The organism is Candidatus Enterovibrio altilux, from assembly GCF_002381345.1.
Lineage (GTDB): Bacteria > Pseudomonadota > Gammaproteobacteria > Enterobacterales > Vibrionaceae > Enterovibrio > Enterovibrio altilux.
This window is the reverse complement of record NZ_CP020660.1, coordinates 1,146,144-1,173,052: the sequence shown is the minus strand read 5'-3', so window position 1 is coordinate 1,173,052 and position 26,909 is coordinate 1,146,144. Positions and strand designations below refer to the sequence as shown.

Sequence of the window (26,909 nt, the reverse complement as noted above, 5' to 3'; positions counted from 1 at the left end):
GCGTTTTCAGTCAAAATTATTTGAATGGACATTGAGCTTAAAAGATCATAATGCTCAGATTAGCGAAACTTAATCCATGATAGCAACGATTTTTTAATGATTAATCATGTTGAAATTTGTTATCTGAACTCGAATGAATAAACAAAGCTATTACGTTACTCACTTTTTTCCCTTATAATATATCGTGGCATATCTCATCAGAAGCTCATGAGTACTATTATGTGACTTTTCCATAAAAGTGAGCAATAAATAACCATAGGTTAGAATACTATAGCTTTCATTCACCACTACTCAAAAGGCATACGCCCATGGAAATTTTGCGGGGGTCCCCCGCTTTATCCGAATTTCGAGTTAATAAACTTTTGGAAAACTGTCAGACGGATCATTTACCTATTACTGGCCTCTACGCAGAGTATATTCACTTTGTAGATCTCTGTTCACCACTAAATGAAGACGAACGACAAAAATTAGATCGTTTGTTAACATACGGGCCAGCAATGAAAGAACATGCTTCCACGGGTTCCCTGTTTCTCGTTACACCACGTACTGGCACTATTTCTCCTTGGTCGTCTAAAGCTACTGATATTGCACATAACTGTGGTCTGAACCACATTAAGCGCTTAGAACGTGGTACTGCATATTATCTTGATTTGTCAACTTCCCTTAACAATACACAAGTCAGCACGTTAAAAGGCCTTCTACACGACCGTATGATAGAAGTCGTGTTTAGCGACATGGCTGACACAGCAGTATTATTTACTACAGCAACCCCTGCACCAGTAAAAGCCATAGATATGCTAGCTAGTGGACGAAATGCGTTAAAAAAAGCTAACGTTGAATTAGGCCTTGCACTTGCAGACGATGAAATTGATTACTTGATAAAAATTTTTACTAAACTTGGACGTAACCCGAATGACATCGAATTAATGATGTTTGCACAGGCTAACTCTGAGCATTGTCGTCATAAAATTTTCAATGCAGATTGGACTATTGATGGTGTGACACAAAATAAAAGCCTGTTCAAAATGATTAAAAACACCTATAAGCACAACAATGAATATGTGTTATCTGCTTATAAAGATAACGCAGCTGTTATGGTTGGTTCTGAAGTGGGACGCTTTTTCCCTAACCCAAAATCACATCAATATAACTATCATCAGGAAGCAACGCATATTCTAATGAAAGTCGAAACACACAATCATCCAACCGCAATTTCACCTTGGTCTGGGGCATCAACAGGCTCTGGTGGTGAAATTAGAGATGAAGGCGCGACGGGCATAGGTGGTAAACCTAAAGCTGGCCTTGTCGGTTTCTCAGTATCTAACCTTCGTATACCTGGCTTCGAACAACCTTGGGAAACCGATTTTGGCAAACCAAACTGCATTGTTAATGCACTAGATATCATGTTAGAAGGTCCATTGGGATGCGCTGCATTCAATAACGAATTTGGACGTCCTAATTTACTTGGTTATTTTCGGACCTATGAAGCAAAAATTACGTCACACAACGGCAAAGAAGTGCGTGGTTATCATAAGCCAATAATGATTGCAGGTGGTATGGGTAACATTCGTGACCAGCACGTACAGAAAAAAGAAATACCCGTTGGCGCAAAACTGATTTTGCTTGGCGGCCCAGCAATGAATATAGGTTTGGGCGGAAGTACGGCGTCATCAATGGCATCTGGGCAATCAGCTGAAAATTTGGACTTTGCTTCTGTTCAGCGTGAAAACCCAGAGATGGAACGACGTTGTCAGGAAGTTATCGACCGTTGTTGGCAATTGGGTGAAAGCAATCCAATCGCCTTTATCCACGATGTGGGCGCTGGTGGTATTTCAAATGCACTGCCAGAACTTATCTATGATGGCGGGCGTGGTGGTAAATTCCAACTTCGTAATGTACCGAACGACGAGCCAGGCATGAGTCCACTTGAGATCTGGTGTAATGAATCTCAAGAACGCTATGTAATAGCCATAGCACCAGAAAATATGAATGTGTTCAGTGCAATATGTAAACGCGAGCGTGCGCCATATACTGTGGTAGGTGAAGCGACAAAAAAACGTTGTCTCGTATTAGAAGATGATTATTTTAATAACACACCTATCAATATGCCGCTTGATATTCTACTCGGCAAACCACCGAAAATGCACCGTAATGTGCAAGCTCGGACAGTGGAAGGTCAGGAAATTGAGCGCTCAGGGATTTCAATTGCAGAAGCGTCACAACTCGTGTTGCGTCTGCCTGCTGTTGCAGAAAAAACGTTCCTTATCACCATCAGTGATCGTTCCGTAACGGGGCTTGTTACACGTGACCAAATGGTTGGCCCTTGGCAAGTACCCGTTGCAAACTGTGCTGTAACGGCTGCAAGCTACAATACTTACCATGGTGAAGCAATGTCGATGGGTGAGCGTGCGCCAGTTGCACTGTTGAATTTTGCTGCATCAGCACGCTTAGCAGTGGCTGAATCCCTAACAAATATCGCGTGTGCAGACATTGGTGATTTAAAACGCATCAACTTATCAGCGAATTGGATGGCAGCTGCGGGTCACCCTGGTGAAGATGCTGGTCTTTACGAAGCAGTTAAAGCTATCAGCGAAGAACTATGTCCTGCTCTGGATTTGACGATTTCCGTCGGCAAAGATTCAATGTCGATGAAAACCAGTTGGGAGCAAAGTGGCGAACAAAAAGAAAATATTGCGCCTCTGTCATTAGTTATTACTGCGTTTGGTCGTGTTGAAGATGTGCGTAAAACCGTCACCCCTCAACTTCGCACAGACAAAGGCAATAGTGCACTAATTTTAGTCGATTTGGGTCAAGGTCAAAACCGCATGGGTGCAACCGCCTTGACACAAGTTTACAAGCAGTTGGGCGATAAATCTGCTGATGTTGATAACCCTGAACTATTGAAAGGTTTCTTCAATGCCATGCAAATTTTGGTCCGTGACGAGAGATTACTGGCATACCATGATCGTAGCGACGGTGGTTTATATGTCACCTTAGCTGAAATGGCCTTCGCTGGTCATATTGGTCTGGAAGTGGATATTCATGCCTTGTCTGTAAAAGGCGAATGCGATGATGCACTTGCTGCACTGTTTAATGAAGAGTTGGGAGCGGTGGTTCAAGTGCATGCTGATCAGTTGGATGCAGTTCAATCAACGCTGGGTGCGTATGGTTTGGCAAGTTGTAGCCACATTATTGGTACGCTCAGTGATGATGATATGATACGTATCTGGAATAATAATACACTGGTTTTTGAGCAAAATCGCACTGAACTTCGTACTATTTGGGCTGAAACTACGCACCAAATGCAAACAATACGGGATAACCCTAGCTGTGCTGACCAAGAGTTCGCGACTAAACAAGACGTAACAAATCCTGGATTAAACGCCATGTTGTCATTCAATCTTGAAGAAGATATTGCAGCACCTTTTATCGCAATGGGTGCTCGTCCTCAGATGGCTATTTTGCGTGAACAAGGTGTCAATTCTCACGTTGAAATGGCAGCGGCATTTGACCGCGCTGGTTTCACTACGAAAGACGTGCACATGAGCGATATATTAAGCAAACAAACGACGCTAAAAGATTTTAATGGTCTCGTGGCATGTGGCGGTTTTTCATACGGAGATGTATTAGGTGCTGGTGAAGGTTGGGCTAAATCTATCCTATTCAACGATATGGTACGTGATCAATTTGAACACTTCTTCCATCGTGGCGATTCGTTTGCGTTAGGGGTATGTAATGGTTGTCAAATGCTTTCAAATTTACATAACTTAATTCTAGGTGCTAATTTATGGCCACGTTTTGTATGCAATGAGTCTGAGCGTTTTGAAGCACGTTGTAGCTTAGTGGAAGTTCAAGAAACTCCATCATTATTTTTAAGCGGAATGGCAGGCTCAAGAATGCCAATTACGGTTTCTCATGGTGAAGGCCGCATGGAAGTACGCAATGCTGAGCATCTGATGGCTCTTGAGCAATCAGGCACCGTGGCACTGCGTTACTTAGATAATTTTGGTAACGTAACCGAAACTTATCCAGCAAACCCAAATGGCTCATTACATGGTATTACTGGTCTCACAACACTTGATGGCCGTGTGACAATCATGATGCCACATCCAGAACGAGTATTCCGTACTGTAGCAAATTCATGGCACCCAGATAACTGGGGCGAAGACAGTCCATGGATGCGTATGTTTCGCAATGCGCGCGTTAAACTTGGTTAATCATTGGTGAAACCACGGCTGCATGCATCCATAATAAAGTGATAAATAATAACTTTTGTAACATGAGTCGTTATCTATACGGAGCAGCTTTTTTGTTTCATTGCGACGGGCTTCGTTTTCTAATTCAAGTTTAGACCGCAAATCACCACACGATGAACTACTAGACCATCACTTGCGTTTTAGGCATGCTTAATAGCGTAGATTTCAATAATCTCAGTATTGTGATCCCTTACGCTCCATGTCCCTCCGAACCGTATTTGATTCAAAGCATTACCGGCTCTGGTAGATAATGTTTATGGTAATTATACCTCATTTTTCAATGCTAATTTGAACCGTATAACTGACCGCTAAATTACGCAGATAATTTGGTTCCCAAATGTTTTTCGCTCAATTCGACCGATTTCGTAATATTGTCTAGCATCGTAAGCACCATTACCTAATATTTCATTGATTTTTCAGCGGAGCTGTTTAAGCAGGTCAGGCACCTTTAATACACTGAACTTAGCAGTAATGATTTCATGCGTATTTATATCCATCGCCAAATGTAACTTACGCAAGATTCCCTGTTTTCCATCCTTATCATGTATTTTTACTTAACATTCGCCTTCACCATAAATTTTTCGTTTCGCAGAATGAATAGTTAAAAGTCGGATGAGTCCTTTAGTCTTCGTCTTGAATGCGACGTTAACCATTTTGGCTCGCTTGATAATGCATAAACAGTACGGACATGACAACGACCATTGAACAAGTTTGAAAACAGCATTAATGAATTCTTGCAGACCTCTCAATGGCAATGAAAATACTCGTTTAACCATAGGGCCCGTCGTAATGGCTCAGTCACTAAATAAACGAGGTCTCCTATAATTGCCCCCCCACTTAGTTTGATTACATCGTGAAATAGTTTTTGCATCAATCCAATATATTAGTGAGCCTAGATTGGTTAAAACTTGATTATACTTCTTCCAGTTAGTTTTTTTGTAACAAAAATTATTCACCTACTTGAATATTTAGATGAAACTAGTTGTTTAAAGTGTTCCTTGAAAATTAAGTTCCACGATTTAGCGAATAAAACTGGTTATTATAAACATTCCCTAACAGAAACTGCACTGATTTTAATCAAAAAGCTACTCAGAGGGACATTAAGCCTAAGGAATGACACAACTCAGATTAGCGAAACTGACGCCTGGATAAAAGTATTCAATAAGCTGACATGACTAAGTATGCCCAAAATAAAAACTCTCGTTTCATAGTTAATCATATTGAGATTGGCTATCTAAACTCGAAGGAAGAAACAAAGTCTTGTGGTATACAAATAAGGTTAATATATATGATACATATATAGATAATAAATGATTGTTGGCAAGTTTATATGCACCTCGTTGAGAGAAAAATTTACTTTTTTTCACTCGTTTGAACTAATTCAATAAAAAACAGGCGAATATTTCAAGAAAACGTAATAGATAACAAAGTCATTAGTGCATAGATTAAACATAAGTACTCCCTTTAAATCACACACTGATTACATACATGACCCACATTCGCATCAACAAGCACTTATGCAGCTTTGAGATTAATTTACGGGAGAGAGCATCTTATTTTTAAGCTTACATTTGTACGCTCAAATGTGTCATAATCATGTTGATACATCAATAACAGGATGACTACCTGATGATAACTGTTACACCAACAAAGTCTAAATATTCTATCAAAGAAGAGATAGCAAGCAGTGTTAGCCACTGTTTAGGCATAGTATTTGGTGTGTTTGGCTTAATTTTTTTATTGATAAAAGCGTTTAATGCCGAAGCTAATACGTTAACTATTACAAGCTACAGCGTTTACGGCATTAGCATCATTTTGCTCTATTTTGCATCTACACTTTATCATGCTATTTCCTCTTCCAATGCAAAACACACACTAAAAATCTTCGATCACTGCGCCATCTACTTACTTATCGCAGGTACGCATACGCCATTTATGTTGATCAGCCTTAGAACACCCTTGGCGGTAATTATTATGACATTAATTTGGAGCATTGCACTAGTAGGTGTGACATTGAAAATCTTCTTTATATATCATTTTAACAAGTTGTCGTTAGTAATTTACCTTGTCATGGGTTGGCTATCATTGAGCGTGATTTATCAGCTTGCTCAAGTGGTTGCTATACAAGGATTATTGCTACTATTGGCAGGGGGAATAGTGTATTCGTCAGGTGTAATTTTTTACGTGAAACGTACAATTCCCTACAATCATGCTATTTGGCATTTATTTGTACTTGGAGGCACAGTTCTGCATTTTTTGGCAATTTATTATTATATTCAGCCTGTATAATTTTGTAGAAACGAGAGAGAGATCATGCGGTTTGTTTTCTTTTTCCTACAATGATACCCGTAGGTCTGGTGGTTGTTCCCATGCCAGGACTAACGTTTACTCCTGACATCATGGTCTCACTCAAGCAATTTTCTTTCCTAATTCAAACTCAGATAATCAATTTTAACATGATTCGCTATGAGACCATTGCTTCGTTTGAAACATATCTAACCTTATCAACTTATTTAACGATTCCATCATGGCGTAAATTTCGTTAATCTAAGCATTAGCCTCCCTTAGGCTCAATGTTCCTACCAGTAATTTTTAATTCAAATCATTACTTTTTCTGCTAGAGAACGTTTATGGTAGCCAACTTTATTTTCTAAATAAAGGAAGTAAATTTTTGATCAACACTCTAAACAGTTAGGCTCGCTTAAACATTCAGGTCTATGAACAATGTTCGCTACAAAATAACTAGCTAGAAGCAGTATAATCAAGCTTTAATCAATCGTGATTTTCTAACATACTGAATTGATGAATAAGCCATTCAGCTATGAAATCAAACTAAACAAAATAATCATGGAAAACCTCGTTTATTTAGTTACTTAACCATTACAACGGCCTTCATGATTAAATACATGCTTTCAATACCATTGAAAAGTCTACAAAAATTTATTAATTCTGTTTTCAAGCTTTCTCCATGGCCATTGTTGTACCCTCACTGTTCATGCGTTAGCAAACGAGATAAAACAGTTAACATCACGCTTAAGATAAAGAATAAAGGAAGCATCCAGCACTTAACCATTAATTCTACGAGGTTCAAAGTCTGCAGTGAAAGAAAATGGAAGGTAAAAAAGCATGGTCTAGTGAAAAACGGCAAGTTTGACGTAAGTCATATTTAGCGGAGATATAAATACGCATGAAATTATTACTGCTGAGTTAAGTGCATCAAATATGACGGGCGGTAAAGTGCTATTTAACTTATTTAAACAGACCTGCTGAACAATCAATGAAAGATCATCCGATAGTGCTTACGGCACCAAATAATGTTACGAAACCGTTCGTATTAAACGAACAGTTTCACTCATCCCACTCAGAAAGGAGCAACTTTTTGGGAATGAGGTCATCCGTATAATTGAGCATCCGTTATCAGAAGTTATACGGTTCAAATTAGCATTGAAAAAACGAAGTGTAGTTACCATAAACGTTTCCTATAAGAGACGGCAATGTTTCGAGTCAAAAAACTACTTGAAGGAACATTGAGCTTCAGAGGTTATAATGCTCAGATTAACGAAACTTAAGATATAATAAAAGCGTTAAATAAGCTGGCTGGTTATGTATGCCTAAAATAAAAGTAATTGTTTAATTATTAATCATGTTGAAATTTATTCTCTGAGCTCAAATTAAAAAATAAAGCCCATGTATGCTAGACTAGCCGTTTCTCATCAGTGCCATGCTTTTTTACTTACTATCTCACCTTCGCTGTAAATTTTTAGCTCTGTAGAATTAATGAATAAGTACTGAATGGATCTTTTAGTCTTCGCATTGAACGCGAATTAACCATTTTGGTTCGTTTGCGAATGCATGAATAGTGAAAGCATAACAATGACAGTTAAGCAAGTTTAAAAAACAAAACTGATGAATTATTGAAAATACACGTTTCACCATGAAAGCCACCGTAATGACTAAGCCTCTGAATGAACAAAGTTTTCTATGACTATCCGATGTAGTTTGATTCCATAGCTACACGGCTTCTTCATCAATCCAGTATGCGAGTGAATCCTGATTAATTCAAGCTTGATTATACTACCTCCAGTTAGTTATTTTATAGCAAGACTTATTTATAAACCTAAATATTTCAATAAATCTAGTTAGTTAGAGCATAGATTAATAATTGACTTCTTTTGTTTAAAAAATCAATTTTTGTAATTTTTTAAGTTTAAATGCCAAACTTAGCTGGTTCTGTTAACACCACCTTATTTTTTAATTGTAATTTGATGCCTATTTAATTTTACTTGGTGATTGCTCACCGTCCACCGTCCCGCCCGACAGGGAATCAGGAACTGAGTAACGGTTAGCAAGTCTTAACTAGACTTTGAGCAGATATTTTTCTAAGTAGCATGCAACGGCTTCATCAACATGACTACCAATCACTTCGTTATTTGGTAGTGCTGCTTTTACACGAGCATGCGCAGTTTCCATTATTAATCCTTTTTTAGCGGCACTAAGCATTTCTACGTCATTCATGCCGTCCCCAAACGCAATACAGTCATCAAGGCTATAGCCTTGTAATTCTGCAACGACTTTGAGTGCTTCACCTTTTGATACACCGGCAGCCATCACTTCCAAGCTGAATGGTGTAGAGAACGCGACACTCACTTGGCCACTGAACTTGTCAATGATAGCTTTTTCGTAGCTGATTAGATAATCATGATTACGACGGGTGAAAAACATTTTCGCGATGTCTTCTAACGGAGGACTTACTGGATCAAAATACGTGAATCTGAAGCCAAATTTTTGGTAATATTTTATCAAATTTTCATCACTGCGATTGAGTAACCAGTCATTTTCACGATATATATGAATAGTGATGGTTTCGTCATCTTTCACCATTTTAATTAATTTTGCAACCACGGTTGGCTCAATGTTATGACTAAATACGAGGTTGTCATCTGCATCATGTCCTCGCGCTCCATTGGAAGTGATCATAAACGCCGGAATGCCAACATTGGTACGAATATTTGCCACGTCAATGTGATGGCGGCCGGTCGCAAATACAAAATATGCACCGTCATTGTGCAAGCGTTGTAGTACATCGCGGGTGTAGGGTGCGATCTTGTGGTCAGGCATGAGTAATGTGCCATCGAGATCAGACGCAATGATTTTATACATAAGAACCTCAGTAAAGGAAGAAACATTCTTAACCTATTCCGTGCATCTAATGTGATAATGCAGAAACGGGATTAATATGACGACTATTTTCCCCTATTTATGGATTTTATTTCCTAATTCAAGTTTAAATAGCAAATCTTAACATGATCCACTATTAGACTATCGCTTGCGTTTTAGACATACTTATCGTTGCCAGCTTATTTTATACTTTTATTATTGCAGAGGTTTAGTCAATCTTGGCGTTAGCATCTTTTAGGCTCAATGTCCCTTTGGGTAGTTTTTTAATTCGAAACATTACCGTCTCTAATAGGTCAAGCCTATGGTAATCATACTTCATTTTTCAATGCTGATTTGAACCATATCACCTCTGGTAATTGATCGCTAAATTACACGAATAACCTCATTTCCAAAAAATTGTTTCTTTTCTTAATGGGGTGAATGGAGCCACTCGTCTAATACGAACGGTTTGGTAACTCTGTCTGGTATCATAGGCACCACCGCCGGATATTTCATTGATTCTTCGCAAATCTGTTTAAACAAATTAGACAGTACGTCACCGTCAGTCGCATTTAATGCACTAAACTCAGCAGCAATAATTTCATGCATGTTTATTGTACTATTAAATGTAATTTGCTCCAGACTCAACGTTCACCGTCAGTGCCAAAATTTTTACTTGTCATTCGACTTCACTGTAGACTTCAGCCCCCGTAACATCAATGACTAACGACTGGATGGCTCTTTTAATCGTGGTCTTGAACGCGACAATAACCGTTTGAACTCACTTACTAATGCATGAATAATGAGAACATAGCAATAGTAGTTGGACAAGTTTAAACACAAAATTAATGAATCCTTGCAAACTTCTTAATGGTATTTTGAAAAAATTTGGTCAACTATGAGATCTACTGTAATAGCTATGTCATTGAATATACGAATATTCTATCGTTCATCATGTTGAAATTTGCTATCTGAACTCGAATTAGGGAGCAGAACCCAATTTAATTCAAACGATCTTGAACATCATTCTTACGCTCATATTCACCTTCAAACGTATCATTACCATTAGACTTACCTCTGTCATCCTTTTTAAACGGATCGCTATTGAAATTATTTTGTAGACCCGCTATTTTTACTCGCCTTATAATTTGATTCGTTAACCACACTCGTGACCATGGTAGCAACAAGATCATACCCATAGAATCAGTCATAAATCCAGGCATTAACAGAAGAACGCCTGCACCTGCCAGCAATATGCCTTTAATAATCTGCTCAGCAGGCAATTCACCTTGCAGCAACCGTTGCTGAACTAACAACAAGGTTAGAATACCTTGGCTATGCACTATAGATGCTCCCACAAACGTAGTGAGTAAAATGAACGTAACTGTCAGCCACCATCCAAATATATCACTCACTTGAGTGAAAAGTACAATTTCAATGATAGGCACAGTAATAAATATCACCAGTAAAATAAGAAGCACAGTAAAACCTCTCAATATTGTAAGCAATCATTTTAGCATTTTGCATCAGAGCTTAGCTTAGTTTCCTAATTAGAATTAAGATGATAAATTTCAACATGATTCACTATTAAACGCACGTTTTCTTTTTATGCATACTTATCTCAGTCGACTTATGTAACGCTTTTATCATGGCGACAGTTTCGTCAATATCTACATTGTACTTTCTTAAGCTCAATGTCCTTACGAATAATTTTTGTGATTTAAAATATTATATTTTTGATAGGCTTAATTTTCTAAATTAGGAAGCTAAATTATTAATTTACTCTAAATAATTCACTGGAAGCAGTATAATCCTGCTCTAATTAATTCTGGCTCGCTAATATTCTGAGTTATTCAACAAGCCATTCAGCTATTAAATCAAGTTAACCCGAGTAATAGTAGAAGACCTCATTTGTTTAGCGACTTAACCATGACAACCGTTATCATAATCAAAAATATATTTTCAATGCCGTTATGATGCCCTCATTATTCATGCATTAGCAAACGAGCTTCAACGGTTATCCTCATATTCAAGACTAAGATTAAAGGAGCCATTCAGTAGTTAGCCATTGATTCTGTAGGGAGCAAAGTTTACAGTAATGGTGAATAACAAATAAAAAAGCATGGTATTAATGAAAAATGACGAATCTGACGCAAACTGCCCCGCCGAAAAACCCATGCAAGATAAAGTGATAGCGCTTACCACACCTAACCGTGTTGCCAAACCGTTCGCATTAAACATACGGTTCCACTCATTCTACCAAGCAAAGAAGCAACTTTTGGGGAAGAAGGTTATTAGTGTAAATTAACAATTAGTTACCAGCAATTATATTGTTTAAATGAACATTGGAAAATGAGGTATGGTTACCATCAATATTTTTTATTAGAGACAACAATGTTACAAATTAAAAAACCATTCGGTAAGACATTGAGCCTATGGGATTACAATGCCCTTATTGACGAAACTGCTACCATTATAAGCGCGTTCAATAAACTGACTGGAATAGGTATGCGCAAAAAGCGTCCGTCTAATAATTTATTATATTGAGATTGGCTATCTGAACTCAAATTAGGGAACAAAGCCTCTAAACAGTAAAGTTTACTTGAAGATATAGGATAAGCATCTTCCCTTGCGTGGATATATAAAGAAGAGTCATGTATTCAACAAGTTGTTCTTCATGTAAAATATCCACTTCACATAGCAGCAATAATAACCATTCCTAATGAAGCAAGTATATTACGTTAGGTCAAATTTAATGAATACATAATCCATTTTATAATTTTAGAATCTATCATTGAGATACGCAAAAAAATCAGGGGATCCTTCAGCATGGCCAGTTTTGCTCTAGCGCTTGGCACCGCAACTAAAAATAAAGACGAAAAAATCATCGAAGCATTTTTTCCGGCTCCAGTCATGAATCCTTCAGACGAGCTTGTCGCCTCATTGACAACTATCGCTACTTACACAGAAAGTAACAATACTATTGAAGTTCACGCTTCTCAATGCGATGCAATTGCAATTGCGTTTATATCTGCAGACCAACAAACAGCAGGACAATTCGCAATAAAAGCTGCAGCTTCAAGCCAACCATTAGTATTAGTTATACTCGCTAAAGATGAAAAACCAAGAAGCATAGCTGAAGGATTCTTAAAACTCCAGCTAATCTCTCAGAGGTTAGCAAAACCACACTGCATTATACTTGATGGTCTTTTTAGTCTATTACATAATATCGCCTGGACAAATAAGGGACCTATCGATTTGCCTGAGCTAGCCGCACGTCAAATTGACGCACGTTTAGCAGGCGAAACACTAACTGTATATTGTGTTGATAAATTTCCTAAAATGGTAGACTATATTGTTCCGGCTGGTGTTCGTATTGCTGATACATCACGTGTTCGCTTAGGTGCGTACGTAAGTGAAGGCACCACAGTTATGCACGAAGGTTTCATTAACTTCAATGCAGGAACTCAAGGCGCAAGCATGGTTGAAGGGCGCATCCCTTCTGGTGTGATGATCGGTAACGGCAGTGATATTGGTGGCGGTGCCTCTATCATGGGTACTCTTAGTGGTGGCGGTCAGTTGGTTATTTCAATCGGTGAAAACAGTTTATTGGGTGCAAATGCAGGTTTAGGATTCCCATTAGGGGATCGTTGTACTATTGAAGCTGGTCTTTACGTCACAGCAGGCACTAAGGTTACTATGTTAGACGCAAGTGGTACAGAAGTAGGGATTGTTAAAGCACGAGATCTTGCTGATAAACCTGACCTTCTATTTCGCCGTCATTCTGTAACTGGCAATATTCAATGTCTCACCAATAAATTAGCGACAAAATTGAACACAGAACTTCATGTCCACAACTGAATAGTGATGTACTGAAACAAAAAAGATCAGCATTATGGTCTTTTTTCTATTTTACACTCATAAAAAACCTTTTTAGTTCCCTAAATAAGGGAACTAAATTGTTCAGCTACGTTTTAGACAACTAGGCTCACTCAAATATTCAGGTCTATGGGCTTTATTTTTTAATTTGAGTTCAGATAGCAAAGCCCAACATGATTCACTATTAGACAATTGCCTTTCGTGTTAGATATACTTAATCTTGTCAACTTATTTAATGCTTTTATCATAGCATTAGTTTCACTAATCTGAGTTGTGTGGTTCCTTAGGCTTCATATTACGCCAGTAGTTTTTTGACTAAAATCATTGCTCTCTCTGCTAGAGAACGTTTGTGGTAATTAGTTTTATTTTTTAATAAAGGTACTAATTTTTCAATCAATACTCTAAACAATTAGGCTTACTCACACTCTGGATTGATGAAGAAGCTATTCAGCTATAGAATCAAACTAAGCAGAGTAGTCATGGAAAACCTCGTTTATTTAGCAACTTAGCTATTGATTCTACGGGGGCTAGAAATCTACGGTGAAAGAGAATAGGAAGTAAAAAAGACTGGCACTGATGGGACAACGGCTAGTCTAGCGCACGTTACGTTTAGTGATAAATAGAAATACGCATAAAATCATTGCTGCTGAGTTCAGAGCATCAAATGTGACTGACGGTGCAATGCTACCCTAATTTACTCAAACCGATACGCCGAAAAATCAAAATATCAGCCGATGATGCTTACGACACCGGTCGTATTAAACGAGCGGCTCCGCTCAGACCACCTAAAAAAGCAATTATTAAAAGCAAAATGATTCAAGTAATTTAGCGGTCAATTACCAGAAATTATGTGATTCAAATCAGCATGGAAAACGAGGGATCATAACCATAAACGTTCCATATCAGGGATGGCAATGGCTTGAGTTAAAAAACTACTAGGAGGAACATTGAACTTAAGAGATCATAATGCTCAGATTAAGAAAACTTACGGCATGATAAAAACGTTAAGTAAACTGATCAGGCTAGGTATTACTACGACGAAAGCAAACATCTAATAGTCTATTATATTGAAATTTTTATATGACTCAATTAAGAAATACAGCCAAAAACGGTACCTTATCATGAACCAGAAGGCCTAATTCAATGATAACCAGATAAATTTTAAACTAAAAAATAAAATTAACTATGTTTTTATGATATCACGGTAAAATGCTTAAATATTGGGCCTTCCCAGATAGAAAAAAAATGCGTAAAATACGCGTCTTTATTGTCATAAAAAATAATTTTTACAAATGAAACTGTACGCACTGAAAAATGCACTTATCGTCGTGCCTATGGTTGACGTTACCGATAGGTCATCTCGTAAACTTTGCATGCGTCACGTCGTAGGCATGAACGTAAGTAAAATACTGTTTTTCAATCCGACGATGCGACACACAACCAAATGATTTATCTTGACGACAAAGGAAGAGATTCAATTCAGATTGCTAGTACTGAACCAACATTAATAGCAGATATCACGTATTACTTTGTTGAAAATAGTACTCAGATTATTGATGCCAACATGGGTTGTCAGAGACCAAAGGTTAATGAGAAACTGACCATTTCAGCATTATTAACTCAATTTAGTGTCATTGGACCAGTCCTGAAGGCAATTATGTATGCAGGCGACATTTTTATTACACCGAAAATTCATACAAACTTGAATCTTGGCAATACGCACTATTTCCAGATTGTTAAACTGACCACAGACTGTAGTATTCAAAAATTGGTCCTACACAGATATACTCACGTCTGTATGTATAAAGGAGAAGCTAAGTACGATAGTGTTAGGGCATTCAAAAGGTCATTGTTATCCTCGTTATCGTCAATGTTGGTATTAAGCCACCTCCAGAATTCAAAACAGTACTGCGATATACTTGTGCAGACATCTTGATTATTAGCGGTCCAGTACAAGGGTAATCATGAATTTTTTAAAAAATTCAACGTTACTTCACCATGAGTGAAGAGCTTACTGCTCCACTAAAGAATAAGATCCAAGTAATTATGTTAAGTCATATTCAAGAACTTCACCAGTTTTATGGTGAATTTAAAGGACTACATATCGCACGTAAATACGTCGGTTGGTGCCTAGAAGAATATGTGCTATTTAACGATTTCCGCCGGACTTTCAACGCAATCAAAGACGCCCACCAGCCAATTGATGCGCTGTAAGATGTTGCATAAAATACAAAAAGAGCTGACAGAGTATGTTCGAACAAAACCTGACTTCAGAAGCATTGACAGTCACTACTGTGACTTCACAAGATCAAATTATCCAGAAGCCACTGCGTGATTCAGTAAAATCCTCCCTAAAAAACTACCTAGCACAGTTGAATGGCCATGAAATCAATGACATGTACGAGTTGGTACTGGCAGAAGTTGAACAACCACTGTTAGATACAATCATGCAATATACACGTGGTAATCAAACCCGAGCTGCGACTATGATGGGTATCAACCGTGGTACTTTACGTAAAAAATTGAAAAAATACGGCATGAGTTAAGTTCTCTCTGATAAAGAATGTCAAAAAACAAAGGCCAAGATTTTCATAGCTTAGCCTTTATGATTTGTATTGCTTTCTCCTTATACACTTGACTTTGTTTCCCCACTCAAAGCACTGAATTAGTAAGTTATATTACAAGATTCACTCAACATTTTGGGTTGATAAAAAAGCCATTCAGCTATGGAATCACCCTATCTGAACTTAAATTAAGGAACCAAATCCTTTATAGCTCAAGTCTAAACTAAATAGAGCAGCTATAAAAAACGAGATATGAATAATCCAGAAGATATAAAATAATTATACACTATTATTTCTCCAGGGATTGCCGACTCTCTCATGCTGCGAATACATGACAAGCTTCAAGTGCTCAAGCCTGTATTTTCAAATTAATTGGGTATATGCAAGCTGCAAGGTTCGATAACATTACTTACGACAGTAACATTGATTTTCATCATGACCTATTCTGCACTATTGAACTGCACTTACGTATTGACAATAACAAGCACTTAACAGCAATGGTAATCATAATAATCACTTTGCAAAAAATGAGTATTTTGAATTTACCCTATTGAAGACATGACCTATAATAAAATAAATAATTTTTTATATCATAAAAAAGGCACCCATAAGGATGCCTTTTAAAATATATAAATGGATATATCTTAATCGCCATTCAGACCTGCATTAAGCAATGCAGCCAGATCGTGTGATGCTTGCTCAGCATTCATCTGTGGTGCTACATGCTCTTCAGCTACAACACGCTTAACTTGACGTGTTTTATGGTATGCAAAACCAGTACCAGCAGGAATTAGACGACCCACAATAACATTTTCTTTCAAACCACGCAATTCATCACGTTTACCAGAAACTGCAGCTTCAGTAAGTACACGCGTCGTTTCCTGGAATGAAGCAGCTGAAATAAACGACTCGGTCGCTAAAGATGCTTTGGTAATACCAAGTAGATCACGCGAAAAAGTCACTAATTGCTTACCTTCAGTTTCTAACTGACGGTTAGCAATGGTCACACGAGTAAACTCTACTTGCTCACCTTCTAAGAACTCAGAATCACCGGATTTAGAAATTGTTACCTTACGCAACATCTGACGAACGATCGTTTCAATGTGCTTATCATTAATCTTAACGCCTTGTAAACGATAAACATCTTGCACTTCATTTGTGATGAATTCAGTTACCGCACGTACACCGCGTAGCCGTAAAATATCGTGTGGGGCTTCTGGACCATCAGCGATTACATCACCAATTTCAACTTTTTCACCTTCGAATACATTTAACTGCCGCCATTTAGGTATCATTTCTTCATATGGGCTACCATTAGTCGGGGTAATAATCAAACGACGCTTTCCTTTAGTTTCTTTACCAAAGGATATTGCACCTGTAATTTCGGCAAGAATTGCAGGCTCTTTTGGCTTACGGGCTTCAAACAAGTCGGCAACACGTGGTAGACCGCCTGTAATATCTTTAGTACCGCTAGCAGCTTGCGGGATACGTGACAAAATTTCACCAATACCAACAGTTGCACCATCTTCCAGCTGGACAATAGCCTTACCTGGCAGAAAGTATTGTGCAGGCATTTCAGTACCAGGAATCATGATATCATTGCCAGCAACATCACAAAGTCTAACCGTAGGACGCATGTCTTTACCGGCAAAAGTACGTTCAGCAGCATCCAAGACCACCATTGAAGACAGGCCCGTTAATTCGTCAGTTTGGCGTTGAACAGTCACACCATCAACCATATCTAGGAATTGAATACGACCTTCCACTTCCGTAATAATTGGCATTGTGTGCGGATCCCAGTTTGCTACGGTTTCGCCAATAGAAACTGTCCCTCCATCTGTTTTAGACAAGATAGTACCATAAGAAAGCTTATAGCTTTCCTTTGTACGACCCAATTCGTCGACAATCGTTAGTTCAGAAGCCCTAGATGTAATAACTAATTTACCAGTATTGTTAATAACAAACTTAGCATTATGCAAATGCAGCGAACCATTATTCTTAACTTGGATACTATTTTCAGCAGCCGCTCGAGATGCTGCACCACCAATGTGGAACGTACGCATCGTAAGCTGTGTACCTGGCTCACCAATTGACTGGGCAGCAATAACACCCACCGCCTCACCATGGTTAACAATATGACCACGAGCCAAATCACGACCATAACAGTTTGCACAGCAACCGAAGTCTGTTTGGCAGCTTACAACAGAGCGTACTTTTACTTGATCAACAGAATTTTGTTCTAATATGTCGCACCATTTTTCATCAAGAAGAGTATTGCGTGGGGCAAGAATTTCTTCAGTACCAGATTTCATGACATTTTCAGCAACAACACGACCGAGAACACGCTCACGCAGTGCTTCTTTAACGTCTCCTCCTTCGATAACTGCCATCATGTCAATACCTTCACTAGTATCACAATCTGTTTCAGTAATGACCACATCTTGTGCAACATCGACTAAACGACGAGTCAGGTAACCTGAGTTCGCAGTCTTAAGTGCTGTATCTGCTAGACCCTTGCGTGCACCATGCGTAGAAATAAAGTACTGGAGTACGTTCAAACCTTCACGGAAGTTCGCGGTGATTGGCGTTTCGATAATTGAACCATCTGGTTTAGCCATCAAACCACGCATACCAGCCAGCTGACGAATCTGCGCAGCAGAACCACGCGCACCTGAATCAGCCATCATGTACACACTGTTAAACGATTTTTGCTCTTCATTTTCACCGTCACGATTAATCACAGTATCATGCGACAAATTATCCATCATAGCTTTAGCAACTTGTTCATTAGCTGCAGCCCAAATATCAATAACTTTATTATAACGTTCACCTGCGGTTACTAAACCAGATTGAAATTGTTCCAAAATTTCAGCAACTTCCGCTTCAGCCGCTTCAATTAAATCATACTTAGCTTGTGGAATAACCATGTCGTCGATGCCAACAGATACACCAGACAATGCCGCATAGGCAAAGCCGGTATACATGATTTGGTCAGCAAAAACTACGGTATCTTTTAAACCAAGTTTACGATAACAAGTGTTCAGTAAATGCGAGATTTGTTTTTTACCTAGCGTTTGATTAGCGATGCTGTACGGCAGACCTTCAGGTACAATTTGCCACAGCATTGCACGGCCAACTGTGGTATCATGCAGCTCAATAGATTCTGAACGGTTACCCGTATCATCAAACAAAACTTCTTTCAAACGTACTTTTACGCGAGCGTGCAGTTCAGCATTACCAGTACGATATGCTTTTTCAGCTTCCGCTGGTCCAGATAGGTATAGTCCTTCACCTTTTGCGTTGATTTTTTCACGGGTCATGTAGTAAAGACCCAGCACGACATCCTGAGAAGGGACGATGATAGGATCACCGGACGCAGGAGACAGAATATTATTAGTGGACATCATTAGGGCACGAGCTTCTAACTGCGCTTCCAAAGTTAACGGTACGTGTACCGCCATTTGGTCACCATCAAAGTCGGCATTATATGCCGCACAAACGAGCGGATGCAGTTGGATGGCTTTACCTTCAATCAACACGGGTTCAAATGCTTGGATACCTAAACGGTGAAGTGTTGGTGCACGATTCAGCAGCACTGGGTGTTCACGAATAACTTCATCCAAAATATCCCACACCACTGCGTCTTCACGTTCAACCATTTTTTTAGCCGCTTTAATCGTCGTCGCAAGACCACGTGCTTCTAGCTTACCATAAATAAATGGCTTGAACAGTTCAAGTGCCATCTTTTTAGGCAGACCACACTGATGTAGACGTAGGTATGGACCAACGGTAATTACCGAACGGCCTGAGTAGTCAACACGCTTACCAAGCAAGTTCTGACGAAAACGACCTTGCTTACCTTTAATCATGCCTGCCAAAGATTTAAGAGGACGCTTATTCGAACCAGTAATGGCTCGACCACGACGACCATTGTCTAGCAAAGCATCCACGGACTCTTGCAGCATACGTTTTTCATTACGGACGATAATATCAGGTGCAGCCAGATCTAGCAGGCGCTTCAAACGATTGTTACGGTTAATAACACGACGGTACAGATCATTCAAATCTGACGTTGCAAAACGACCACCATCTAGCGGTACCAGTGGACGTAGATCAGGCGGAAGTACTGGTAACACAGTCAGGATCATCCATTCAGGATTATTTCTAGACTGAAGGAATGCTTCAACAAGCTTCAAGCGCTTAGTGATTTTTTTACGTTTAGTTTCAGAATTAGTTGCTTCCAACTCTTCACGCATTAGTTCAGTCTCAGATTTTAAGTCCATATTACCTAAAAGAGCTTTAACTGCTTCAGCTCCCATGCGAGCGTCAAATTCATCACCCCATTGCTCAAGTGCATCAAGATACTGCTCTTCAGATAACATTTGGCTACGCTCAAGATTAGTCATACCTGGCTCAATTACGACATATGACTCAAAGTACAAAACACGCTCTATGTCACGCAAAGGCATGTCCATTAATAAACCAATGCGAGATGGTAATGACTTAAGGAACCAGATATGGGCTACTGGAGAAGCAAGCTCTATATGACCCATACGTTCTCGACGTACCTTAGTCTGAGTAACTTCAACACCACATTTTTCGCATATTACACCACGGTGCTTAAGGCGTTTGTATTTACCACAAAGACATTCATAGTCTTTTACCGGACCAAAGATACGCGCACAGAACAGACCCTCACGCTCAGGCTTAAAAGTACGATAGTTAATTGTTTCTGGCTTTTTAACTTCACCAAAAGACCATGAGCGAATCATATCTGGAGAAGCTAGACCTATTTTGATTGCGTCAAATTCTTCGATCTTATGCTGTTCTTTCAGAAACTTAAGTAAATCTTTCACGTTTAGCTCCTGTGAGGAGTTGGCTCAAAAAAGCGCGTATAAGCAGCGCCTTCATATTGAATATCGGAAATAAAAAGTAAGCCTTAGTTTATTCGTCTTCTAGCTCTATATTGATACCCAACGAGCGAATTTCTTTCAATAGCACATTGAAAGATTCAGGCATACCCGGTTCCATACGGTGATCGCCATCGACAATGTTTTTGTACATTTTTGTACGACCATTCACATCGTCCGATTTGACAGTCAGCATCTCTTGCAAGGTATAAGCTGCACCGTATGCTTCCAAAGCCCACACTTCCATTTCACCGAAGCGCTGACCACCGAACTGAGCTTTACCACCCAGAGGTTGCTGCGTAACCAGACTATACGAACCGGTAGAACGGGCGTGCATCTTATCATCAACCAAGTGGTTCAGTTTCAGCATATACATGTAACCCACGGTTACAGGACGTTCAAATTTTTCACCGGTACGACCATCAAATAGGTTCAACTGACCAGATTCTGGTAGATCGGCCAACTTCAATAGGTCTTTAATTGATGATTCAGGTGCACCATCGAACACTGGCGTTGCAATCGGTAGACCAGCACGCAGGTTCTGGATCAGTGTACGCACTTCATCATCTGACAAAGCACTAATATCTACTTGCTGACGTGTGTCACCCAGACTGTATACTTTTTGCAAAAATTCACGAAATTTTGCTAATTCTTGTTGCTCTTTAAACATTTTGTTGATCTTGTTGCCGATACCTTTTGCAGCTAAACCAAGGTGAGTTTCAAGGATTTGACCAATGTTCATGCGAGACGGCACACCCAATGGATTCAACACTATATCTATTGGCTCACCATCTTCATCGTACGGCATATCTTCAATGGGATTGATTTTAGATATTACACCTTTGTTACCATGACGACCTGCCATTTTGTCACCAGGTTGAATACGACGTTTGACAGCCAGATAAACCTTAACTATCTTCAGGACACCTGGTGCCAAATCATCACCTTGAGTGATTTTACGGCGTTTGCTATCAAACTGCTTCTCAAAGTCATCTTCTAGTTCATCATACTGCTCAGCAAGCTGTTCTAGTTGAGTTTGCAACGTTTCATCATCAAGAGTCTGAGTCAGCATGCTTTGATGATTCATATTCGCTATTTTATCTTGGCTATAAGCAGCATTCACCAGTACACTACGAACACGTGCTATCAAACCACCTTCAAGAATAGAAAATTTTTCTGTCAGATCTTTCTTTGCTTCTTTAAGCTGCATTTTTTCAATTTCTAGCGCACGCTTGTCTTTTTCAACTCCATCACGGATAAATACTTGAACGTCAATAATCGTACCAGACACACCGTTTGGAACGCGTAGAGAAGAATCTTTAACATCAGACGCTTTCTCACCGAAGATTGCCCGTAAAAGTTTTTCTTCTGGAGTCAGCTGTGTTTCACCTTTAGGCGTCACTTTTCCCACCAGAATATCGCCACCTTTCACTTCCGCACCAATGTATACAACACCGGATTCATCAAGTTTAGACAATGCAGCTTCACCTACATTAGGAATATCCGCAGTGATTTCTTCGCTACCCAGCTTAGTGTCACGCGCCACACAAGAAAGCTCTTGAATATGGATAGTAGTCAGACGATCTTCCTGTACTACACGCTCAGACACAAGGATAGAATCTTCAAAATTGTAGCCGTTCCATGGCATGAATGCGATACGCATATTTTGACCAAGTGCAAGTTCACCCAAATCCGTTGAAGGACCATCAGCCAACACGTCACCACGTGCAACTAGTTCACCAGGCATCACCGTAGGACGCTGGTTGATACAAGTATTCTGATTCGAGCGGGTATATTTCGTTAGATTATAGATATCAATACCCGCTTCTCCAGAAATGAGTTCATCTTCAATGACTTTGATAACGATACGTGATGCATCAACTGACTGAACTATACCGCCACGTTTAGCGACGGCAGTAACGCCGGAGTCAACTGCTACAGCGCGTTCAATACCAGTACCTACCAGAGGCTTATCAGCACGCAGAGTAGGTACTGCCTGACGTTGCATATTTGCACCCATCAATGCCCGATTAGCATCATCGTGTTCTAAGAATGGAATCAAAGATGCAGCCACTGACACAATTTGGTTGGTTGCAACGTCCATGTACTGTACATGGTCGCGCAAGTGCAAACCTGAATCACCTTTCTGACGAGCAGTGATCAGTTCTTCACCGAATGAGCCATCTTCGTTCAACACGGCATTTGCCTGTGCAATAACAAATTGACCTTCCTCTATAGCTGACAAGTAATCAATTTGGTCAGTTACTTTGCCATCAATCACTTTACGGTAAGGCGTTTCTAAGAACCCATAAGGATTAGTACGTGCATACGCTGAAAGTGAATTAATTAAACCGATGTTTGGACCTTCCGGAGTTTCGATAGGACAAAGACGACCATAGTGGGTTGCGTGTACATCTCTAACTTCAAAGCCTGCACGTTCACGTGTTAGACCTCCTGGGCCCAATGCCGAAATACGACGCTTATGCGTGACTTCTGACAACGGATTGTTCTGATCCATAAACTGAGACAACTGAGAAGAACCAAAGAACTCTTTTACTGCCGCAGAAATAGGCTTGGCATTGATCAAATCCTGGGGCAAGATTGCATCAAGATCACCGAGACTTAAGCGTTCTTTAACTGCACGTTCGACACGCACCAAACCAACACGGAATTGATTTTCTGCCATCTCACCCACAGAACGGATACGACGATTACCAAGGTGATCAATATCATCCACTTCACCAATACCATTACGGATATCGATAAGTTTACGTATCACTTGAATAATGTCGTCATGGTTTAATACGCCGGAACCGGCCATTGCCTCACGGCAAAGCGAACTGTTGAACTTCATGCGACCTACCGCGGACAGATCATAACGATCTTCTGAGAAGAATAAGCTCTCCAAAAGCTGCTCAGCTGCTTCGCGTGTTGGTGGTTCACCAGGTCGCATCATGCGGTAGATTTCAACCAATGCTGACAAACGATCAGACGTGCTGTCGATACGAAGTGTATCTGACATGTAAGGACCGTGATCAAGATCATTGGTGAATAGCGTTTCAATCTTCTTGTGACCAGCCTGGGACAATAACTCTAGTGATTCTAAGTTCAACTCTTGATTAGCAGCAACAATGATTTCACCAGTCTCCTCATTGACGTAGTCGCGCGCAGATACTTTACCCATGATGTATTCAACAGGAACATTAATTTGTTTAATTCCGTCTTTCTCCAGCTGACGAATATGACGAGCAGTAATACGGCGACCAGTTGCTACATAAACTTGACCATTAGCTTCGATATCAAAGCTGGCAGTTTCACCACGTAAACGATCCGGTACCAGCTCCATTACCTGAGATTTACCTTTAACTTTAAAAACTATTTTATCGAAAAAAAGATCAAGAATTTGCTCCGTGGTGTATTCTAGCGCACGCAAAATCATCGATGCTGGAAGCTTACGACGACGATCAATACGTACGTACACAATATCCTTAGGATCAAACTCAAAATCCAACCATGAGCCACGGTAAGGGATGATGCGCGCATTATACAGCACTTTACCTGAGGAATGAGTTTTACCCTTATCGCTGTCGAAAAAAACACCCGGACTACGATGTAGCTGAGACACGATAACCCTCTCAGTACCATTGATTACGAAGGTGCCATTATCGGTCATAAGTGGTATTTCACCCATGTAGACTTCTTGTTCTTTAATATCTTTTACGGTGCCAGCAGGTGCATCTTTGTCAAACATCACCAAACGTAATTTAACGCGTAATGGTGCTGAATAAGTGACGCCACGAATCTGACATTCTTTGACATCGAAAACTGGCTCACCGAGACGATAGCTAACGTATTGCAGTTCGGAATTACCATTATAACTCTGAATCGGAAAAACAGAGCGAAAGGCAGCTTCAAGACCGTATTGCCCTTCAGGATCCTGCTCGATAAATTTTTCAAAAGAATCAAGCTGGATTGACAGCAGATATGGCACGTCCAAAACTTGAGGACGTTTGCCAAAATCCTTACGGATACGTTTTTTCTCGGTATAAGAGTAAACCATAGGGTTCCTCAGCTCGCTGATAAGTGACCCAAACTGTCCAGACTGAGGGGACAGTAACTATACAACCACCATTTACTGTAAGAACATCGAAAAATTATTTTCGCTGTTTTTTTGCATGGCTAGTAGTGACTAAACGGGGTGAAAAACTCACTTCTACCCTACGGCGCAAAAAAGCTGGTGGCTATTTAGCCACCAGCCATTAGCCTGTACAGACTAAAAAATTCAATAAAAATTACTTAACTTCAACAGAAGCACCAGCTTCTTCTAAATTTTTCTTTAGAGCTTCAGCTTCTTCTTTAGAAACAGCTTCTTTCAGAGAAGTTGGTGCGCCATCAACTATTGCTTTAGCTTCTTTCAAACCAAGGCCAGTTGCGCTACGTACTGCTTTGATAACAGAAACTTTATTAGGACCACAAGAAGTCAAGATCACATCAAATTCTGTTTGCTCTTCTACAGTTTCAACTGCAGCACCATCAGCTACAACTGCAGCAGCAGTAACACCAAATTTTTTTTCCATAGCTTCAATTAACTCAACAACTTGCATTACAGACATGTCTGCAACTGCGTCTAAAATTTGCGCGTTAGTAATAAACATAATACTTCTCTTTAAAGTCAACAATTAGTTTAAATAATAACCAATTAAAAGCAAGGCAAATTATGCCGTAATTACTTTTTGGTCGCGAATAGCTGCGACAGTACGTACCAACTTACCAGCAGAAGCTTCTTTCATGCACTTCAGCAGGAGTACAATAGCTTCGTTGTATGTTGGCAGTGTTGCGAGTACATTCGCGTCAGTGATAGAGCCTTCGAATGCAGCAGCTTTGATTTTAAAATTTTTATTTTCTTTAGCAAAATCTCTAAAGAGACGCGCTGCAGCACCTGGGTGCTCATTAGAGAAACCGATCAATGAAGGACCAGTAAAAGTATCTTGTAGGCACTCATAGTCAGTGTCTTTAACTGCACGACGTGCCAAGGTGTTACGAACAACTTTCAAGTAAACTCCCGCTTCACGCGCTTGTTTACGTAGAGAAGTCATGGCACCAACCGTGACACCGCGTGCATCGGCTATAACTGCTGATATGGCACCACTGGTCGCTTTATGAACTTCAGCAATAATTGCTTTTTTATCTTGAATATTTAATGTCATTTGAGTTTGCTCCTGCATTATATTGCTCACTCACACTTGACAGTAGGAGAGTCATTACGGCGCAGATCCAGGAAAAAAATTTTTATCATACCCTGAGACCATCTACGTAGGCTAGATTAAGTTTTTCTTAAAAAGTAAAACGCCTACGGTCTGGGATGAAGTCCAACCAACGGACATCAACCATTGTTTTAAAGCGAAGCATTATAAAGTTAGACTCAACTTTAAGCAATTAATTTACTGGTACATCCAACGTATTCTGATCAACCGCAATACCCGCACCCATAGTGGTAGAAATGCTTACTTTTTTGATGAACGTGCCTTTCGCTGAAGCAGGCTTAGACTTTTTCAGAGCTACCAATAATGCTTCAAGGTTACCCTTAAGTTTATTAGTATCAAAATTAACCTTACCAAGAGTGGTATGAATGATACCATTTTTATCGTTACGATAACGCACTTGACCAGCTTTAGCATTAATAACCGCTTGAGCAACATTCGGCGTTACAGTACCAACTTTTGGATTTGGCATTAGACCGCGTGGACCCAAGATCGTACCCAATTGACCAACAATACGCATTGCATCTGGAGATGCAATAACCACATCAAAATTTATTTCTCCTTTCTTGATTTGGTCAGCCAAATTTTCCATACCAATGATATCAGCGCCAGCGTCTTTAGCCGCTTCCACGTTTGTTCCTTGAGTGAATACTGCTACACGAATATTATTCCCAGTGCCATGTGGTAACACAGTTGCACCACGTATATTTTGATCAGATTTACGCGCATCGATGCCCAAATTCACGGCAACATCTACACTTTCAACAAATTTAGCAGTAGCTAATTCTTTAAGAAGAGAAAGAGCTTCGTTAATGTCGTAATCACGAGCAGCATCAACTTTATCGCGGATACTGCGCATGCGTTTAGTCAATTTTACCATTA

At 39.6% G+C, this 26,909-nt stretch carries 17 protein-coding genes and 5 pseudogenes; 11 read left to right on the top strand and 11 right to left on the bottom strand.

The annotated features are described in order from the left end of the window. Positions 1-308 precede the first annotated feature (308 nt). Positions 309-4,217, top strand: coding sequence for a phosphoribosylformylglycinamidine synthase (gene purL, locus BTN50_RS04960; RefSeq protein ID WP_096619242.1), 3,909 nt, complete (start codon positions 309-311; stop codon positions 4,215-4,217). Positions 4,218-4,396: 179 nt separating this feature from the next. Here the strand turns inward: purL and BTN50_RS04955 are convergent. Continuing rightward, a pseudogene (locus BTN50_RS04955) lies at positions 4,397-5,212 on the bottom strand (transposase). A 42-nt stretch (positions 5,213-5,254) separates the two neighbouring features. Here BTN50_RS04955 and BTN50_RS10110 point away from each other — a divergent pair. The 3 genes and pseudogenes from BTN50_RS10110 to BTN50_RS04945 form a co-directional block, all read left to right on the top strand. Further along, on the top strand, positions 5,255-5,431 hold the full coding sequence (locus BTN50_RS10110) for a hypothetical protein (protein WP_161492956.1): 177 nt from the start codon (positions 5,255-5,257) through the stop codon (positions 5,429-5,431). A gap of 454 nt (positions 5,432-5,885) precedes the next feature. Continuing rightward, positions 5,886-6,545, top strand: coding sequence for a PAQR family membrane homeostasis protein TrhA (gene trhA / locus BTN50_RS04950; protein ID WP_096619241.1), 660 nt, complete (start codon positions 5,886-5,888; stop codon positions 6,543-6,545). 482 nt (positions 6,546-7,027) lie between these two features. After that, positions 7,028-7,822 (top strand): annotated as a pseudogene (locus BTN50_RS04945) (IS5 family transposase); the annotation flags it as partial. 790 nt (positions 7,823-8,612) lie between these two features. Here BTN50_RS04945 and BTN50_RS04940 read toward each other — a convergent pair. The 4 genes from BTN50_RS04940 to BTN50_RS04925 all read right to left on the bottom strand — a co-directional run bounded on the left by BTN50_RS04940 (position 8,613) and on the right by BTN50_RS04925 (position 10,909). Then, complete coding sequence (locus BTN50_RS04940; RefSeq protein WP_096619240.1) at positions 8,613-9,416, bottom strand: Cof-type HAD-IIB family hydrolase; 804 nt, start codon at positions 9,414-9,416, stop codon at positions 8,613-8,615. Positions 9,417-9,842: 426 nt separating this feature from the next. Next, the gene (locus BTN50_RS04935) at positions 9,843-10,061 is read right to left on the bottom strand and encodes a hypothetical protein (RefSeq protein WP_150149054.1); all 219 of its coding nucleotides are present in this window, start codon (positions 10,059-10,061) and stop codon (positions 9,843-9,845) included. Between the two features lie 133 nt (positions 10,062-10,194). Beyond that, complete coding sequence (locus tag BTN50_RS12265) at positions 10,195-10,290, bottom strand: transposase (RefSeq protein WP_096619238.1); 96 nt, start codon at positions 10,288-10,290, stop codon at positions 10,195-10,197. A gap of 124 nt (positions 10,291-10,414) precedes the next feature. Then, complete coding sequence (locus BTN50_RS04925; RefSeq protein ID WP_096619537.1) at positions 10,415-10,909, bottom strand: FxsA family protein; 495 nt, start codon at positions 10,907-10,909, stop codon at positions 10,415-10,417. 626 nt (positions 10,910-11,535) lie between these two features. On the opposite strand from BTN50_RS04925, the gene BTN50_RS12260 reads away from it, so the two are divergent. The 3 genes from BTN50_RS12260 to dapD all read left to right on the top strand — a co-directional run bounded on the left by BTN50_RS12260 (position 11,536) and on the right by dapD (position 13,274). Beyond that, entirely contained in the window at positions 11,536-11,721 is a 186-nt protein-coding gene (locus BTN50_RS12260) for a hypothetical protein (RefSeq protein WP_394336744.1), read from the top strand. Between the two features lie 86 nt (positions 11,722-11,807). After that, a complete protein-coding gene (locus BTN50_RS12255; RefSeq protein ID WP_394336743.1) occupies positions 11,808-11,960 on the top strand; it encodes a hypothetical protein in 153 nt (50 codons plus the stop codon). Between the two features lie 282 nt (positions 11,961-12,242). Then, positions 12,243-13,274 (top strand): 2,3,4,5-tetrahydropyridine-2,6-dicarboxylate N-succinyltransferase, encoded by a 1,032-nt coding sequence (gene dapD, locus BTN50_RS04915; protein ID WP_096619237.1) that lies wholly within the window; start codon positions 12,243-12,245, stop codon positions 13,272-13,274. A gap of 161 nt (positions 13,275-13,435) precedes the next feature. Here the strand turns inward: dapD and BTN50_RS12250 are convergent. Then, a pseudogene (locus tag BTN50_RS12250) lies at positions 13,436-13,662 on the bottom strand (hypothetical protein); the annotation flags it as partial. 18 nt (positions 13,663-13,680) lie between these two features. Here BTN50_RS12250 and BTN50_RS09430 point away from each other — a divergent pair. From BTN50_RS09430 to fis, 4 genes and pseudogenes are all read left to right on the top strand, one after another. Next, positions 13,681-14,347, top strand: a pseudogene (locus tag BTN50_RS09430) (transposase); the annotation flags it as partial. A gap of 374 nt (positions 14,348-14,721) precedes the next feature. Beyond that, positions 14,722-15,228, top strand: a pseudogene (locus BTN50_RS11125) (tRNA-dihydrouridine synthase); the annotation flags it as partial. A gap of 62 nt (positions 15,229-15,290) precedes the next feature. Next, complete coding sequence (locus tag BTN50_RS11120) at positions 15,291-15,506, top strand: tRNA-dihydrouridine synthase (protein WP_223823214.1); 216 nt, start codon at positions 15,291-15,293, stop codon at positions 15,504-15,506. Positions 15,507-15,541: 35 nt separating this feature from the next. Then, complete coding sequence (gene fis, locus BTN50_RS04905) at positions 15,542-15,838, top strand: DNA-binding transcriptional regulator Fis (protein ID WP_096619236.1); 297 nt, start codon at positions 15,542-15,544, stop codon at positions 15,836-15,838. 662 nt (positions 15,839-16,500) lie between these two features. On the opposite strand, the gene rpoC is transcribed toward fis, so the two are convergent. The 5 genes from rpoC to rplA all read right to left on the bottom strand — a co-directional run bounded on the left by rpoC (position 16,501) and on the right by rplA (position 26,907). Continuing rightward, positions 16,501-20,712, bottom strand: coding sequence for a DNA-directed RNA polymerase subunit beta' (gene rpoC, locus BTN50_RS04900; protein ID WP_096619235.1), 4,212 nt, complete (start codon positions 20,710-20,712; stop codon positions 16,501-16,503). Positions 20,713-20,800: 88 nt separating this feature from the next. Further along, complete coding sequence (rpoB, locus tag BTN50_RS04895) at positions 20,801-24,826, bottom strand: DNA-directed RNA polymerase subunit beta (protein ID WP_096619234.1); 4,026 nt, start codon at positions 24,824-24,826, stop codon at positions 20,801-20,803. A gap of 232 nt (positions 24,827-25,058) precedes the next feature. After that, positions 25,059-25,421, bottom strand: coding sequence for a 50S ribosomal protein L7/L12 (rplL, locus tag BTN50_RS04890; protein ID WP_096619233.1), 363 nt, complete (start codon positions 25,419-25,421; stop codon positions 25,059-25,061). Positions 25,422-25,481: 60 nt separating this feature from the next. Continuing rightward, positions 25,482-25,973, bottom strand: coding sequence for a 50S ribosomal protein L10 (gene rplJ / locus BTN50_RS04885; RefSeq protein WP_096619232.1), 492 nt, complete (start codon positions 25,971-25,973; stop codon positions 25,482-25,484). 229 nt (positions 25,974-26,202) lie between these two features. Next, the gene (rplA, locus tag BTN50_RS04880) at positions 26,203-26,907 is read right to left on the bottom strand and encodes a 50S ribosomal protein L1 (RefSeq protein WP_096619231.1); all 705 of its coding nucleotides are present in this window, start codon (positions 26,905-26,907) and stop codon (positions 26,203-26,205) included. Positions 26,908-26,909 lie beyond the last annotated feature (2 nt).